This is a genomic window from Saccharopolyspora endophytica, from assembly GCF_018070075.1.
Lineage (GTDB): Bacteria > Actinomycetota > Actinomycetes > Mycobacteriales > Pseudonocardiaceae > Saccharopolyspora > Saccharopolyspora endophytica.
In genome coordinates this window covers 54390-69763 of the sequence record NZ_JAGPXE010000016.1, presented here as the reverse complement: position 1 = coordinate 69763, position 15374 = coordinate 54390, and the positions used below count along the sequence as shown (strand labels likewise).

General features: G+C 70.6%; 13 protein-coding genes. 10 read left to right on the top strand and 3 right to left on the bottom strand.

Features of this window, described 5'->3' with window-relative positions; genetic code table 11:
* Positions 1–127: 127 nt before the first annotated feature.
* From KBO27_RS29005 to KBO27_RS28990, 4 genes are all read left to right on the top strand, one after another.
* Positions 128–739, top strand: coding sequence for a DUF4178 domain-containing protein (locus KBO27_RS29005; RefSeq protein ID WP_210973045.1), 612 nt, complete (start codon positions 128–130; stop codon positions 737–739).
* A 3-nt stretch (positions 740–742) separates the two neighbouring features.
* Positions 743–1180: a DUF4247 domain-containing protein gene (locus tag KBO27_RS29000; RefSeq protein ID WP_210973044.1), complete on the top strand. Its 438-nt coding sequence runs from the start codon at positions 743–745 to the stop codon at positions 1178–1180.
* Between the two features lie 92 nt (positions 1181–1272).
* Positions 1273–1698: a DUF350 domain-containing protein gene (locus KBO27_RS28995; protein ID WP_132678427.1), complete on the top strand. Its 426-nt coding sequence runs from the start codon at positions 1273–1275 to the stop codon at positions 1696–1698.
* Complete coding sequence (locus KBO27_RS28990) at positions 1695–3284, top strand: polyamine aminopropyltransferase (RefSeq protein ID WP_210973043.1); 1590 nt, start codon at positions 1695–1697, stop codon at positions 3282–3284. The genes KBO27_RS28995 and KBO27_RS28990 overlap by 4 nt, the downstream gene beginning before the upstream one ends.
* A gap of 128 nt (positions 3285–3412) precedes the next feature.
* Here the strand turns inward: KBO27_RS28990 and KBO27_RS28985 are convergent, their stop codons facing one another.
* Positions 3413–4513 carry a LacI family DNA-binding transcriptional regulator gene (locus KBO27_RS28985; protein WP_210973042.1) on the bottom strand — a complete coding sequence of 367 codons (1101 nt, stop codon included), beginning with the start codon at positions 4511–4513 and terminating at the stop codon, positions 3413–3415.
* A gap of 187 nt (positions 4514–4700) precedes the next feature.
* Here KBO27_RS28985 and KBO27_RS28980 point away from each other — a divergent pair, with 187 nt between their 5' ends.
* From KBO27_RS28980 to KBO27_RS34465, 5 genes are all read left to right on the top strand, one after another.
* Positions 4701–5795, top strand: coding sequence for an ABC transporter ATP-binding protein (locus KBO27_RS28980; protein ID WP_210973041.1), 1095 nt, complete (start codon positions 4701–4703; stop codon positions 5793–5795).
* 258 nt (positions 5796–6053) lie between these two features.
* A complete protein-coding gene (locus KBO27_RS28975; RefSeq protein WP_210973040.1) occupies positions 6054–7184 on the top strand; it encodes a metal ABC transporter solute-binding protein, Zn/Mn family in 1131 nt (376 codons plus the stop codon).
* Entirely contained in the window at positions 7181–8041 is an 861-nt protein-coding gene (locus tag KBO27_RS28970; RefSeq protein ID WP_210973039.1) for a metal ABC transporter ATP-binding protein, read from the top strand. Before KBO27_RS28975 ends, KBO27_RS28970 begins: the two co-directional genes overlap by 4 nt.
* 8 nt (positions 8042–8049) lie before the next feature.
* Entirely contained in the window at positions 8050–8916 is an 867-nt protein-coding gene (locus tag KBO27_RS28965; RefSeq protein ID WP_210973109.1) for a metal ABC transporter permease, read from the top strand.
* A gap of 37 nt (positions 8917–8953) precedes the next feature.
* On the top strand, positions 8954–9433 hold the full coding sequence (locus KBO27_RS34465; RefSeq protein ID WP_210973038.1) for an ion channel: 480 nt from the start codon (positions 8954–8956) through the stop codon (positions 9431–9433).
* A gap of 174 nt (positions 9434–9607) precedes the next feature.
* On the opposite strand, the gene KBO27_RS28955 is transcribed toward KBO27_RS34465, so the two are convergent.
* Positions 9608–10642: an ADP-ribosylglycohydrolase family protein gene (locus KBO27_RS28955; RefSeq protein WP_210973037.1), complete on the bottom strand. Its 1035-nt coding sequence runs from the start codon at positions 10640–10642 to the stop codon at positions 9608–9610.
* Between the two features lie 373 nt (positions 10643–11015).
* Between KBO27_RS28955 and KBO27_RS28950 the strand changes: the two genes are divergently transcribed.
* A complete protein-coding gene (locus KBO27_RS28950) occupies positions 11016–13727 on the top strand; it encodes an AfsR/SARP family transcriptional regulator (protein WP_246538340.1) in 2712 nt (903 codons plus the stop codon).
* Between the two features lie 444 nt (positions 13728–14171).
* Here KBO27_RS28950 and KBO27_RS28945 read toward each other — a convergent pair whose 3' ends face one another.
* The gene (locus KBO27_RS28945; protein ID WP_210973035.1) at positions 14172–14954 is read right to left on the bottom strand and encodes an SGNH/GDSL hydrolase family protein; all 783 of its coding nucleotides are present in this window, start codon (positions 14952–14954) and stop codon (positions 14172–14174) included.
* Positions 14955–15374 lie beyond the last annotated feature (420 nt).

The window sequence follows — 15374 nt, the reverse complement described above, 5'->3', positions numbered from 1 at the left end:
ACCGCTTGGTGACCGGCCCGTTCGGCTTTTCCCGCCGCCGCAGGTCACGTTTCGGGGTTTTGGGCCACTCGGGTGATCTGCGGGCGATAGCCTCGGCGCTGAAATCGTGCGGAAGGGGCGTACCGGAATGACCGAGCTGCTGGTCGTCTTGGTGTTGCTGCTGGTCGTGGTCGCGGTCGTTGCCGTGGTGCTCGGGATGCGAGCGCGGCGAGCGGCCCGGCAGGGGGAGTCCCGGGCAGGAGTGCCGCAGGACCCCTTCGGGACCGGCGACCAGGACTCGTTGCGAGGTGATCCCCGCGCGCTCAAGGCCGGGGACATCGTGGAGATCCGCTCGACCACCTACACCGTGCGCGGGAGCCTCCGGCTCGACGAGGGCGGTTGGGGCTGGTCGGAGCACCTGCTCGACGACGCCAAGGGCACCCAGGTGTGGCTGGCGGTCGAGGAGGACCCGGACCTGATCCTGACGCTGTGGACGCCGGTCACCGGCGTCGGCGCCCCGGGCGAGGCGACCGTCGAGCACGACGGACGCACCTACCGCTCGGGCGAGTCGGGCGAGGCGAACTTCCGCAGCGAGGCCACGACGGGTCTCGATGCCGAGGGAACCGTGCGCTACCACGACTACGAGACCTCCGACGGCGCGCTGCTGGGCTTCGAGTCCTACGGCGGCGCCGCGTGGGAGGCCACGGCGGGCGAGAAGCTCAGCCGCTACGACGTTCTCATCTACCCGACGGCGGATTGATCGATGAAACCCAGGTACTGGATCGTCATCGCGGCGGTGGCCGTGGTGATCGCCCTGATCGTCGGGCTGGTGATGATCTTCGCCGGTGGCGGTGGGGCGCGCGGCTACGTCGCGCACAACTACACGCGCGCCGCGCACCTCGACATCGCCGGTGACGACGACAACGAGGCCTACACCAGCCCGAAGCCGCCGAAGACCGTCGCCGCCGAGATCACCGCCAAGTGGCGACCGCAGGCTCAGTCCTCCGACGCCTCGGGCATCTACCTGCGCTACTCCGACGACGCCGTGATCATCCAGCCGCACCAGAGCGGATCGGTCATCCACCTGATGGACGCCGACCGCGCCTACCACCGCTACCACAGCCACGTCGGGCACGTGTGGGGCTGGACGTCCACGCGCGGCGAGAGCTTCCGCGGCGGCGGACCCGGAGTCGGCAAATGATGAGCGGACTCGCGCACCGACCACGACCTCCGCGGGCGGCTCCGGCCGGGCTCCCGCGCTGACGCACCACGACACGGGAAGGGCACACCACCTTGCTCAACGAACTGCTCGCCGGCCTGTTCGCCGCGGTCGCCTACGGGGTGATCGGCGTGGCGATGATGGCCCTCGGCTACGTGCTCGTCGACCTCGCCACCCCCGGCAAGCTGCGCGACCTGATCTGGGTCAACCGCAACCCGAACGCCGCGCTGCTGCTGGTCTCCGGCCTGCTCGGCGTCGGGGTCATCCTCACCACCGCGATCATGGCCAGCGCCGACGACCTGCTGCTCGGCCTGGTCGGCACGGTCGCCTACGGCCTGCTCGGTCTGGTGCTGATGAGCCTGTCGTTCCTGCTCATCGATGCCATCACGCCGGGCAAGCTCGGTGACGAGCTGGCCTCGCCGGACATGCACCCGGCCACCTGGGTGTCGGCTGCTGCGCACGTGGTGCTCGCGGTGCTCATGGCCGCAGCGATCTATTGACGACCACCGAAGCCGCTCCGGCGCAGGACGAGACCACCGAAGCACCGCGAGGCCGCACCGCGCGGTTCGCGGTGCTGGTGGCCGTGTTCGTCTGCGCCGCGTGCGGACTGGTCTACGAGCTCGCGCTGGTCGCGCTCGGCAGCTACCTGATCGGCGACACCATCGGGCAGGCGTCGATCGTGCTGTCGTTGATGGTCTTCGCGATGGGCATCGGCGCGCTGGCCGCGAAACCCCTGCAACCGTGGGCCGCCGCCGCCTTCGCCGGCATCGAGCTGCTGCTGGCGCTGCTCGGCGGGCTCAGCGTTCTCGCGCTGTACGCGGCGTTCGCGTGGTTGAGCCTGTACCTGCCCGCGCTGATCGCGACGGCGCTGGTGCTGGGGTTGCTGATCGGCGCCGAGATCCCGCTGCTGATGGTGCTGCTGCAGCGCATCCGCAGGCAGGACGCGGGCTCGGCGGTGGCCGACCTGTTCGCCGCCGACTACGTCGGTGGGCTCGTGGGCGGCCTGGCCTTCCCGTTCCTGCTGCTGCCGCTGTTCGGGCAGGTGCAGGGCGCCCTGCTGGTCGGGATGCTCAACGCCGCCGCCGGTCTGGGACTGGTGCTCACGGTGTTCCGCCGCGAGCTGACCAAGCGCGCCCGGCTGCTGCTGATCGGCGCGTCGATGCTGGTCGGCGGTATGCTGCTGGGGGCGTACGCCTACGCCGACGACTTCGAGGTCACCGCGCGCCAGGCGCTCTACGCCCATCCCGTGGTGCACGCCGAGCGCTCGCCCTACCAGGACGTGGTGCTCACCGAGTCGGTGTCGTTGAGCGGGGCGAAGGACACCCGGATGTACCTCAACGGCGATCTCCAGTTCAGCTCCGTCGACGAGTACCGCTACCACGAGGCGCTGGTCCACCCGGCGATGAACGGTCCGCGCGGGCGGGTCCTGGTGCTCGGCGGCGGAGACGGCCTGGCGCTGCGGGAGGTCCTGCGCTACCCGGACGTCCGGGAGGTGACGCTGGTCGACCTCGACCCGGCGGTGCTGGAGCTGGCCCGCACGGACCCGCGCGTGTCCTCGTTGAACCGCAACGCCTTCGACGACCCGCGGGTGCGCGCGGTGGCCGGCGACGCCTTCAGCTGGCTGCGGGAGAACCGCGAGCGCTACGACGTCGTCATGGTCGACATGCCCGACGCGGACTCGACCGCGACGGCCAAGCTGTACTCGGCGGAGTTCTACGGCCTGGTCTCCCAGGCCATGTCCGACCACGCACGGGCGGTCGTGCAGGCGGGCTCGCCGTACTTCGCGCCGAAGGCGTACTGGTGCGTCGAGGCCACGCTGCGCTCGCTGGGCCTGCGCACCACGCCCTACGAGGTGTCGGTGCCCGCCTTCGGGGAGTGGGGGTTCCACCTGTTCACGCAGGGGGAGGAGCCGTCGGAACCCCGCCTGCCGCAGGACGTTCCGCCGCTGCGCTCCCTCGACGCCGAGACCCTGCGGGCCGCGCAGACCTTCCCGCCGGACCGCGCCCGGCTCCCGGATCTCACGCCCTCGACGCTGATGCACCCCACGATCCTCGACTACGCCCAGGGCGAGTGGGCCAACTACTGACCACGCACCCCACCGGGTTCCCACGCGCAGTCACCCGGCCGGGTGGGGAATTCGAATTTCGCGCGAAATTCGAGTCCGAACTTCGGCGTTCGAATTTCGCGCGAAATTCGAGCAGTGCTGGTCAGGGGTTACGGTCCGAACCAGAACTCCTCGCCGGAGCGGGGCGGACCCGACGTCGAGCCGGTGATCAGCTGCGTTTCGAGCTGGATGTGCCTGGGACGGCTCGGTTCGCTGGTCTCCAGCAGGAGGCGGCCCGCCGCGCGGCCCTTCTCCAGCCAGGGCTGGCGGACGGTGGTGAGCCCGGCGCGCTCGGCGTCCGGGATGCCGTCGAAACCGGTGATGGTCAGGTCTTCCGGCACGCGCAGGCCGCGGTTCTCGGCCTCGCGCAGCGCGCCGAGCGCCAGGATGTCCGAGGTGCACACCAGCGCGGTGATCTCCGGGTCGATCTCCAGCGCCTGAGCGGCGGCGGAGGCGCCCGAGTCCAGCGTGTGGTCGAAGCGCTCCACGACGGGCACCGTCGTCCAGTCCACGCCGGCCTCGCTGAACTCCTCGGCGAGCGCGGTCAACCGGGCCTTCTGCACGTGGAAGCTGGCGTTGGCCTGCCGCTGCACGGTGGCCGGGCCGTCGTTGCGGCCGCGCGCCAGGCGCATGCACAGCACGCCGATGCGCCGGTGCCCGAGTCCGATCAGGTGGTCGGCGACGGCCTTGATGGCCTTGCGGTCGTCCGGTCCGACCCAGTCGAGGTTGTCCAGGCGCGGCTGGTCGCAGACCACCACGGGCACGGGGCGTTCCAGCACGGCGGCCAGGTGCGGGTCGTCCTCGGGAACGGAGTAGACGACGAAGCCGTCGACACCGGCGCGGTGCACCGCCGCGACGTCCTCGCGCTCCGGGCTGGCCGGTATGAGGGTGAGGCCCTGACCGGCGTCCTCGCAGGCCAGCGCGAGTCCTTCCAGGAATCCGACGGCGCCGGGGTCGCGGAAGGCGTAGGAGAGGTTCTCGGTGAGCAGCAGGCCGACGGCACCCGCCTTGCGGGTGCGCAGCGAGCGTGCGACAGGGTCCGGTCCCGGGTAGCCGAGCCGCCGCGCCGTCTCCAGGACGCGCTTGCGCAGCTCAGGGGACAGCTGATCCGGACGGTTGTAGGCGTTCGACACCGTCGTCCGGGAAACCCCGAGTTCCGCAGCGAGCGACGCGAGGGTCGCAGGCCGCCGGGCATTCGTTGACCGCGCCATGGAGGAACCGTAACGGTTCAGAACCCGAGCGTGAAGCGAGCATGACCTACGTCCCACTGATGTTCGAATGATGAACACGGAGCGACGCCGGGTGATCACGCTCCGGAATTGGGACAGTCGGTGGGGTGACGTTCGGTCAAAACGACGCTACTTTCTCGGGGACCGATTGTAGTGAAGGGTGTCACAAATGGCTGAGGTCGCGTACGTCAACGCCTCTCGCGTCTACCCCGGCAGCCCGCCGGTCAAGGCGGTTGACCAGCTGGAACTGGACGTCGCCGATGGCGAGTTCCTCGTTCTGGTGGGGCCCTCCGGTTCCGGAAAGTCCACGGCGCTGCGCATGCTGGCCGGGCTTGAGGACATCGACGAGGGTGGTATTTCCATCGGTGGCAACGATGTCACCAACACTCCGCCCAAGGCTCGGGACATCGCGATGGTGTTCCAGTCCTACGCGCTCTACCCGCACATGACGGTCGCCGAGAACATGGGTTTCGCGCTCAAGCTCCGCAAGACGCCCAAGGCGGTCATCAACGAGAAGGTGACCGAGGCGGCGCGGATGCTCGACCTCGAGAAGTACCTGGACCGCAAGCCCAAGGCGCTCTCCGGTGGTCAGCGCCAGCGGGTCGCGATGGGCCGCGCGATCGTCCGCGAACCCAGCGTCTTCCTGATGGACGAGCCGCTGTCCAACCTGGACGCGAAGCTGCGCGTGGAGACCCGCGCCAACATCGCCGCGCTGCAGAAGCGGCTGGGGACCACGACCATCTACGTCACCCACGACCAGGTCGAGGCGATGACGATGGGCCACCGCGTGGCGGTGCTCAAGGACGGTCTGCTGCAGCAGGTGGCGACTCCGCGCGAGCTCTACGAGAACCCGGCCAACGCGTTCGTCGCGGGCTTCATCGGCTCCCCGGCGATGAACCTCAAGACGGTCCCGCTGACCAGCGAGGGCGCGGTGCTCGACGGCACCACGGTGCCGCTGTCCCGCGAGGCGCTGGCCGCTGCCGGCGACCTCGAGGAGGTCACCTTCGGCGTCCGTCCCGAGGCCCTGGAGCTGACCTCCAGCGACGCCGACGGTCTGGACATGACCGTCGAGCTGGTCGAGGAGCTGGGTGCGGACGCGCTGATCCACGGCTCGATCTCGGTCGGCGGCTCCTCGGAGCGCTTCGTGGTCCGCGCCGACGGCCGCACGCCTCCGGCCCTGGGCCAGCAGGTCAAGGTCGCCCTCCGCGACGCCGGTGAGGTGCACCTGTTCCACCCCGAAACGGGCGACCGCCTGGCCGCCTGATCTCGGCTCGCGCGAGATCTGAGAGCAGTTTCGATCGCCGCCGTCTCCTGCGGGGCAGGTGATCGTGCGAACGCCTCCGCCTGGATTCCGGGCGGAGGCGTTCTTGCTGCATGTGGTCGATGTCGCGTTCGGAAATACGCCTGGTGCTGGAGCGTTTGGTTGAAGGGTGCTTAGACTGAAGTTGACAACGGTTTCCGTTACCGTTCGCATCTGGAGTCGCTCGACAGCGTCCTGACCTGATCACCCGGGAGTGCATCCATGACCGTCCGCAGCCGCCCTGCTGTGACCGCTTTAGCCGGACTGACCGTCGGCGCCATCGCGCTGACCGGCTGTTCCTCCGGTGAGACCGCCGCCCCCGGGCCCGACGACAAGATCAAGGTGGTCGCCTCGACCAGCGTGTGGGGCAGCGTCGCGCAGGCCGTCGGCGGCGACGCCGTGGAGGTCGAGTCGATCATCAACGACGCCTCGGCCGACCCGCACTCCTACGAGAGCAGCCCGCAGGACGCCGCGAAGATCAGCGACGCGAACCTGGTGGTGCTCAACGGCGGCGGCTACGACGAGTTCATGACCCAGGTGCTGGGCGACAACCCCAAGCCGACCGTGCAGGCGGTCGATTCCGAGCAGGAGAAGCCCGCGCCGCCGGAGGGCGAGCACGCGGGTGAGCCGCACGCGGGTGAGCAGCCTGCGGGTGAGCACGCCGGTGAACCGCACGCGGGCGAACCGCACGCTGGTGAGCCGCACGCGGGTGAGCAGCCTGCCGGAGAGCCGCACGCTGGTGAGCCGCACGCCGATGAGCACGCGGGTGAGCAGCCCGCGCCGCCGCAGGGCGAGCCCCACGCCGGCGAGCACGCCGGGCACGACCACTCCGTGAACGAGCACGTCTGGTACGACCTGCACGCCGTGCACGAGGTCGCCGACAAGGTCGCCGCCGAGCTCGGCAAGATGCAGCCCGCCAAGGCCCAGCAGTTCGAGGCCAACGCCGCGGCGTTCGAGCAGCAGGTCGCCGGTCTGGAGGGCCGCGTCGGCGAGATCGCCGCAGCTCACCAGGGCAAGCCGGTGATCGTCACCGAACCGGTGGCGCACTACATGGTCGAGGCCGCCAAGCTCAACGACGTGACCCCGCCTTCGTTCGTCAACGCCATCGAGGCCGAGACCGACCCGTCGGCCGCCGCCGTCGCCGACATCCAGAACGCGATCAACGCCCGCCAGGCCGTTGCCGTGATCTACAACCCGCAGACCGAATCGCCGGTCACCCGCAACGTGCGCACCGCCGCCGACTCGCAGCGCATCCCGGTCGTCGAGATGACCGAGACCCTGCCGCAGGGCCAGAGCTACGTGCAGTGGATGGACGCGCAGATCACCGCCCTGCAAGGTGCGCTCAACCGATGACCTCAGAACGAGTCGCGGAAACCACCCCGGGCCCGGTGGCGGCTGAGGCCGCCGCCGGGTCTCCGGCCGTCTCGCTGCGCGGCGCGACGCTGGCCTACGGCGAGCGGACCCTGTGGTCCGGCCTGGACCTGGACGTCGCGCCGGGCGAGTTCGTGGCCGTGCTCGGCCCGAACGGGTCCGGCAAGACCAGCCTGCTGCGCGTGCTGCTCGGCCTGCAGGAGCTCAACTCCGGGATCGTCCACATCGGAGGGGAACCGGCCCGGCGCGGCAGCGACCGGATCGGCTACATCCCGCAGCAGCGCGCGCTGGAAGCCAACGTGACCGTGCGCGGCAGCGACCTCGTCGGACTCGGTCTCGACGGGCACCACTGGGGCCTGGGCATCGGCGGTCGCCGCGAGCGCAAGCGCCGGGTCGCCGACGCGCTGCGCGCGGTCGAGGCCACCGAGTACGCGACGATGCCGGTCGGGCTGCTCTCCGGCGGTGAGCAGCAGCGGCTGCGGGTGGCGCAGGCGCTGGTCAGCGACCCGTCGGTGCTGCTGTGCGACGAACCGCTGCTGTCGCTGGACCTCTCGCACCAGCGCAAGGTCTCCCGGCTGATCGCCGAGCAGGCCCGCCGCACCAACGCGGGCGTGCTGTTCGTGACGCACGAGATCAACCCGGTGCTGCCACTGGTGGACCGGGTGCTGTACCTGGTCGACGGCCGGTTCCGGATCGGCACTCCCGACGAGGTGATGAACTCCGAAACGCTCTCGGAGCTCTACCGCACCGACGTCGAGGTCGCGCGCGTCGGCGGGCGGCTGGTCGTGGCCGGAGCCGAGAACGACGATCACCACGTGGTGGGGGCGGAAGAAGCGTGAACGACGTGATGGAGTCGCTGAGCAAGGTGTTCGACTTCGACACCATGATCGACCTGCTCGGCTACCCGTTCGTGCAGCAGGCGCTGCTGGCCGCCGCCGCGCTCGGCCTGGTGTCGGGATGCCTGGCGCCGCTGGTGGTCGCCCGCAAGATGTCCTTCGCCGTGCACGGCACCGCCGAGCTGGCCTTCACCGGCGCGGCCGCCGCGCTGCTGGTCGGCGCCAGCGTCGGGGCCGGCGCGCTGGCGGGTGCGGTGGTGGCCGCGCTGCTGCTCGGCCTGCTGGGGCAGAAGCACAGCGAACGCGATTCGGTGATCGGCGCGATCCTGTCCTTCGGGCTCGGCGTGGGCGTGTTCCTGCTGTGGCTGAACCCGGAGCGCACGGCGAACAAGTTCAGCCTGCTGGTCGGGCAGATCGTCGGGGTCGACTCCTCCGACGTGCTGCTGCTCAGCGGTTCCGCGATCGTCGTGCTGGTGGTGCTGGCCTTCGTCTACCGGCCGCTGCTGTTCGCCAGCGTCGACCCGGACGTGGCGACCGCGCGCGGTGTGCCGACCCGCGTGCTGACCCCGCTGTTCGCGGTCCTGGTCGGCGTCGCGACGGCGCTGGGCGTCTACACCGTCGGTGCGCTGCTGGTCCTGGCCCTGATGGTCACGCCCGGCGCGGCCGCCGCGCGGGTCACCGCGAGCCCGGTGCGGGCGACCGTCCTGGCCGTGGTGTTCGCGGAGGTGGCGGTCCTGGGCGGCATCCTGCTCTCGCTGGCTCCCGGCGCTCCGGTGAGCGCCTTCGTCACGATCATCTCGTTCGTGATCTACCTCGTCTGCCGGGCGATCGGCACCCGCCGGCTCGCCCGGGCATCCCGGGCCCCCGTCCCGGCCTGACTGGCGCGGCCGTCGGCGTTGACCGAGGCTGGCGGCCGTGCCCAGGACGTACAACCTCGCCAGCACCGCCTTCGCGGTGGCGCTGTGCACCACCGGCTACTACCTGCTGCCGGTCGGCGAGCGCGGCTTGGGCGGGACGGTCTGGGCGGTGGCCGCGTTCGCGGTCGGCCTGATCGTCATCGCGGCCCTCGTCTACTCCCAGGTCCGCGGGTACCGCTCGGGGCGCACGTCGATCGCCTGGGTGGTGGCGGCCTTCTACCTGGCGGTGCTGTTCTTCGCGGCCGTCTACTACGCCATGGCCGCGCACGCCCCGGACGCCGTGGCGGGACTGAGCACCAAGACCGACGCCCTGTACTTCTCCCTGACCGTCACGGGCACCGTCGGCTTCGGCGACATCCACCCCGTGACCCAGCCGGCGAGGGCGCTGGTCGCGTTCCACATCGCGTTCAACATCGCTTACCTGGGCACCGCCGTCTCCGCGCTGCGCCCCGCGCTCCCCACAACACCAGCCGAGTGAGCCCCACGCCCAACGAGTTGTTCGAATTTCGCGCGAAATTCGAACAGCCCCCCGCGCTCGGGCGTGTTGTTGCAGGTCAAGGCCGGGCGATCGGGGTGGGATTCGAATTTCGCGCGAAATTCGAACCCCGAACTTCGGCCTCGAATTCGCGCGAAATTCGAATGCGCCGCTCGGTCAGGCGAGGCCGAGGTAGCGGCGTTCGTTGAAGTGCTCGCCCGAGCAGGAGGCGCCGAGGTCGTGGCCGATGCGCTCGATGACGTCGGCCAGTTCGAGCCGGGCCAGCCACGGGCGGGGCAGGACGGCCGTGCCGTGGCGGGCGCCGAGGATGCTGCCGGTGACCGCCGCCGTGGAATCGCTGTGCCCGGAGTGGTTGACCGCCAGCCGGATGGCGTCGCCGAACTGCTCGGGCTTGGGCAGGGCCAGCGCGCAGTAGACGCCGATGGCCAGCGCTTCCGGGCCCACCCAGCCCTGGCCAAGGCGTTCGATGTGCCCGACGCTGGCGCCGAGCCGCGCCAGGGTGGCGGCTTCGGCGAGGGCGTTGGCGGTCTCGTAGTCCTCCCGCAGCACGCGGCCCGCGGCCTGGTCGACCGCAGCGGGCAGCCGTCGCTGCTGCACGGCGACCAGGTGCACGATCAGCGCCAGCGCGCCCGCCGAGGCCCAGCCGCCGACGCCGCCGTGCGTGAGAGCCGCGCACTGGCAGGCCAGCTGGTAGGCCATCTCGGGCGTGGGGGAGAAGCCGATCGGGGTGCTGCGGTCCAGGCCGCCGCACCCCTTGGAGGTGTTGCGCGGCCGGTCCGGCGTGCCCAGCTCGGGTTCTTCGAGCGCGCGCAGGCTGGTCAGCCCGGGTGCGCGGCTGACGTAGAGCTCGGGTTCGGCGAGCAGTCCGGTGGCGCCGGGGGCGGGCTTGTCCTCCTGCTGGGTCAGCAGCCAGCGGCGCAGCGCTGCGGCGGTGGATTCGACCGGTCGCCACTGCCCGCCGCTGTTGCCGGTGGTCCAGGCGTGCAGGTAGCCCTCACCGGCGAACAGCGCCATCTGGGTGGCGTCGCCGAGCATCGCTTGGGGAGCGGGTTCGGTGAGCCCGTCGGGGCCGAACTCGGCGCGGATGTCCTCCAGCGGCGCGTACTCCACCAGGGTGCCGAGCGAGTCGCCGAGGGCGCCGCCGAGCAGGCAGCCCACCGCGCGATCGACCACTGTGGACGTCGTCGGCACGGGTGGTGCTCCTTCCGCGGCGTCCTGCACGCCACTCGTTCGGGTGATCGACGCCCTCAGACTTTACTTGCCCGCCTTTCCCGCTGGGAGAGGTTCCGGGACTCGCGCCCTGCGTGAACGCGCTCGAAAAATGGGAATCCGATCTTCCACCTGGTAATTCGGGCATACTCCATTGGTGTGACCCTGATGAACGCGTCGGCCTGGCGCGCAGGGCCGATCGCTACCGTGTGTCGGGCGCGGGGGACAGGCCGGAAGTCGAATTTGGGTGAGAATGACGCCGCACGGCAGCTTAGAGAGGACCGCAGGGTTCGAATTCCGCCTGCTCGGTCCGCTTGAGGTGCACCTGGACGGCGTCCCCCTCGAAACGGGCCGCATGCCGGTTCGGGCGCTGCTGGCCTGCCTGCTGCTGGAACCCAACCAGGTCGTGCCGATGGACCGGCTGATCGACACCCTGTGGGACGACGAACCGCCCGCCAGCGCGCGCACCATCATCCAGGGCTACGTCTCCCGGCTGCGCAAGTTCTTCGGCAAGGACGGGCCCGAGATCATCACCCGGGCACCCGGATACCTGCTGCGCGTCAACGGCGACCGGATCGACGCCCACCGCGCCCGCAACCTCATCAACCGCGCCCACGGACTCGAACCCGCCGAGCGATCACGCCTGCTCACCGAGGCCCTGTCGCTGTGGAGCGGGCCCGTGCTCGCCGACATCGCAGGCAGCAGGCTCTACCGGATGGTGGCGCCCAACCTCGACGAGCTCCGGCTGCTGGCGCTGGAGGAGCGGGTCGCCGCGGACCTGGAACTCGGCAGGCACCACCAGCTCATCGCCGAACTGTCCACCCTGGTCGACCAGCACCCGATGCGGGAACGGCTCACCGGTCAGCTGATGCTCGCCAACTACCGCGCAGGGCACCGGGCCGAGGCGCAGGCCCGCTTCCACGAGCTGCGGCACCGGTTGTCCCACGAGCTCGGCATCGACCCCGGACCGGAACTCCGCGAGCTCTACGAGAAGCTGCTGCGCGACGACCCCGCGCTGCGCAACCACCCCAGCCGGGTCGAACCCGGCCTGGGCATCCGCCGACCCGTGCCCGCCGAACTGCCGCCCGCTCCGGCGGGTTTCGTCGGCAGGCGGCTGGAAGTGTCGACGCTGGACGCGATGCGGGAGGCCAACGAGGAGAGCTCCAGCCTGATCACGGTGCTCACCGGCACCGCGGGCGTCGGCAAGAGCGCGCTCGCGCTGACCTGGTCGCACCGGGTCGCCGAGGAGTTCCCCGACGGCCAGCTCTACGCCTCGCTGCGCGGCTTCGACTCCGAGCACGAACCCCTCACCCCCGGCGAGGCCCTGACCAGCATGCTCAAGGCGCTCGGCGTGGCCGCCGACGCGATCCCCGTCGAGCTCGACGACCGCACCGCGCTCTACCGGTCGCTGCTGGCCAAGCGGAAGGTGCTGGTGCTGCTGGACAACGCCCGCGACTCCGACCAGGTGCTGCCGCTGCTGCCGGGCAGCGCCGCCTCGGTGGTCGTGGTGACCAGCAGGCGCCGGCTCGACGGGCTCGTGGTGCGCTCGGGCGCCCGGGTGCTGCCGCTGGAGACCCTGTCGACCGAGACCGCCATCGAACTGCTCGACCGCGCGGGCGTGCCGGGCAAGTCCGCGGCCGAACCCGACGCCGCCGCCGAACTCGCCGAGCTCTGCGGCGGACTCCCGCTGGCGCTGCGCATCGCCGCCGCCCGGCTGGCCGCCAACCCCGCCCGCGGCGTCTCCGACCTGGTGCACGAGCTCACCGACGAGCGAACCCGGTTGCAGGCGCTGGACATCGACGACGACGCCGACACCAGCGTGCGCCGCGCCTTCGACATCTCCTACCGCAGCCTGCCGCCGCTGCACGCCGAGACCTTCCGGATGCTGGGCCTGGTGCCCGGCCAGACCTTCACCGCGCACGCGGTGGCGGCGCTGTGCCGGACCGACCCGGCGGGCGCTCAGCGCCGGCTGCGCGCGCTGGCGCTCGCGCACCTGGTCACCGAGCCGGAACCGGACCGGTTCGGCATGCACGACCTGCTGCGCGCCTACGCCCGCGAACTCCCCGCCGGCGAAGGCGACACCGAGGCGCTGCGCCGGCTGCTGCGCTACTACCTGTGCGCCGCCGACCACGCGCGCCGCTTCCTCCGCCCGGCCCGCGACGAGCTCGACTTCTCCGACGCCGGCGACCACCACCCCGACATCGGGTCCCGCTCGCAGGCCCTGGAGTGGTTCGACGCCGAGTGGCCGAACCTCGTCACCGCGGTCCGCGCCGCCAACGCCGCCGGGCTGCACGACCTCGCCTGGCCGCTGGCCCGCCTGCAGTTCAACTACCTGATGGTCCGCTGCCCGTGGGAGGACTGGATGCGCGTCTACTCCGACGGCGCCGAATCCGCCCGCGCCGTCGGCGATCCCGTCGGCAAGGTGCTCATGTCCGCCGGTCTCGGCGTGGCCTGCGCCCGATCCGGCAACCTCGACGAGGCCCTGGCGCACTACGAGGAGTCCTACCAGGTCGCCGTGCAGACGGGGGATTCCGAACGGCTGGCGATGACGCAGGTCAACCTCTCCAGCGTGCTGTTCCGGCTGCGCCGCTACGACGAGGCCAAGGTGCACTCCAAGGACGCGCTGAAGGTCTACCGCTCGCTCGGCGACCGCTACTTCGTGGCGGGCGCGCTGAACAACCTCGCGATGGTCGAGCAGGTCAACGGCGAGCTGGAAGCCGCGCTGCGGTACCTCCGCGAGGCCGAGGACCTCTACCGCGAGGCCGACGACCTGGAGACCTTGGCCATGGTGCTCAACAACTGCGGTGAGGTCAGCATCGAGCTCGGCAGGCTCGACGACGGCGAGCGCTTCCACCACGAAGCCCTCGACGTCGCCCGCCAGTGCGGCTCGGCGGTGCGCCAGGGTTCGGCCAACCTCGGCCTCGGCGACGCCGCGAGGCTGCGCGGCGAGATCCCGGTCGCGCGCACCCGCTGGGAAACGGCCCTCGCGATCTTCGAGATGGAGGGATCTCCCAAGGTCAGAGAGGTCCGCCAGCGCCTCGACGAGATCGCTGGACAGAGCGTTTAGTCCGCGTTTAGCGGACGTGTAGTCCCGGCTGCGAACTTGATCGTGCGGATCAATCCGTGCTTGATCCGCACGAGGGCGGCTCTGGGGGAAGTCCTAGGGGGGATTGTCGCCCCGGTCGTCCCGGCCGTACGCGGTCGGGACGACCACGAGGGGGTTCAGGGCATCCGGGGCTCCCGGGTGTGGGGGTGTGCAGGCGCTCGGACGGTTCGGGGGAGCCGCCCGAGCGTCTGTTTTTCTTTTGTCCCTTGGTGGTCCCGCTTGGCGGTGCGGGTGGGGGAACCTGAGCCGCGCTGTGGACTCCGCGCGCCACTCCTGATGTATGCCACTACACGGCGTCGCGGCGTGCTCGCCACAGCACGGCTGGCGAACCCCCGGCGGTGCCAGCTGCTCAGGTGGTGAAGGAGGAAGCACCTTCGGTGCTTGCCTGACGGTCTTTCGTGTTCTCTAGCCGCAGTTCGTCGGGAGTTTTTCGAGGCAGGGGCGTTTGGCCGTGCGGCCGTCTCCGCTGGAGACCCCTCGGAGGCGGCGGCTGATCCAGGGGGCCAGGTACTCGCGGGCCCACTTGATGTCCTCGGCGGCCTGCTCCTGCCAGCTGCGCTCGTCGAGGTCCGGCCAGGGCTCGTTCCAGTCCTCCGACGTCGGCAGGCCGAGGGTGTCGCAGGCGCGCAGCGCGACGCGGCGGTGGCCGTCGGCGGACAGGTGCAGCCGGTCCTCGCACCACGCGCGCGGGTCCTGCAGGACCCGCATCGACCACAGGTCCATGACGTAGCAGCCGTGCGCGTCGGCGATCGAGCGCAGGTGCGAGTTGTAGGTGCCGACCTTGCCCCGCACGTGCTTGAGCACCGGGGTGCGCGCGGTGTCGAAACCCGTGCCGATCAGCACGTCGGCCCCGGCCGCGCGGAGCCGGCTCACGGCGTCCTCGAACAGCGCCGCGACCAGGTCGGGGTCGCTGCCCGGACGGATGATGTCGTTGCCGCCCGCGGTCAGCGCGACCAGCGACGGCTTGAGCTCGATGGCCTGCGGCACCTGGTCGGTGACGATCTGGCGGATCAGCTTCCCGCGCACCGCCAGGTTGGCGTAGCGCAGATCCGGGTCGTGCTCGGCGATGTGCAGCGCCAACCGGTCCGCCCACCCCCGGTAGACGTCGGTCTCGGCAGTGGCATCAGCCAGACCTTCGGTGAAGCTGTCTCCCAGCGCGACGAAGCTGTCCCAGCGCCCCGATCCCATTTCGACTCGTCCCTCCTGCTCATCCCCGCACCCCGTGGTGGTGCGAAATCAACAGTGGCCCTCGGGAACGTACCTACGCCACCGAAGGTTCCCGCCAAGTGACAAACGGCACTGGCAAGTCTAGAAAATATGTCCGATTGGTCTGTTGACTTTGCCGAAACGATGCTCTTCCTTGATGTGCGGTGTATCCGCTCGTCACCGGCCGAGAAGGTGGATCTTGGCAGGAAACACCGATACGGGTGAACGCCAGCTGCTAATGTCCTTCGGCGGTAACAGAAGTGACAAGGGGGCTCACGATGACGCGATCGCTGCAGGTCACAGCTCGACGCGCGTCCGCTCGCAGGACGCCGGAGCGGGTGTTTCGCGCGCTTGTCGTCGTGTCCGGTTGATGGGGAACGACGACATGGGGCATTGCGTCGA

Coding starts and splice junctions, on each gene's coding strand:
- KBO27_RS28975 (WP_210973040.1), top strand. CDS start 6,054: ATGACCGTCCGCAGCCGCCCTGCTGTGACCGCTTTAGCCGGACTGACC.
- KBO27_RS29005 (WP_210973045.1), top strand. CDS start 128: ATGACCGAGCTGCTGGTCGTCTTGGTGTTGCTGCTGGTCGTGGTCGCG.
- KBO27_RS28970 (WP_210973039.1), top strand. CDS start 7,181: ATGACCTCAGAACGAGTCGCGGAAACCACCCCGGGCCCGGTGGCGGCT.
- KBO27_RS29000 (WP_210973044.1), top strand. CDS start 743: ATGAAACCCAGGTACTGGATCGTCATCGCGGCGGTGGCCGTGGTGATC.
- KBO27_RS28985 (WP_210973042.1), bottom strand. CDS start 4,513: ATGGCGCGGTCAACGAATGCCCGGCGGCCTGCGACCCTCGCGTCGCTC.
- KBO27_RS28950 (WP_246538340.1), top strand. CDS start 11,016: ATGCCGGTTCGGGCGCTGCTGGCCTGCCTGCTGCTGGAACCCAACCAG.
- KBO27_RS28980 (WP_210973041.1), top strand. CDS start 4,701: ATGGCTGAGGTCGCGTACGTCAACGCCTCTCGCGTCTACCCCGGCAGC.
- KBO27_RS28965 (WP_210973109.1), top strand. CDS start 8,050: ATGGAGTCGCTGAGCAAGGTGTTCGACTTCGACACCATGATCGACCTG.
- KBO27_RS28945 (WP_210973035.1), bottom strand. CDS start 14,954: ATGGGATCGGGGCGCTGGGACAGCTTCGTCGCGCTGGGAGACAGCTTC.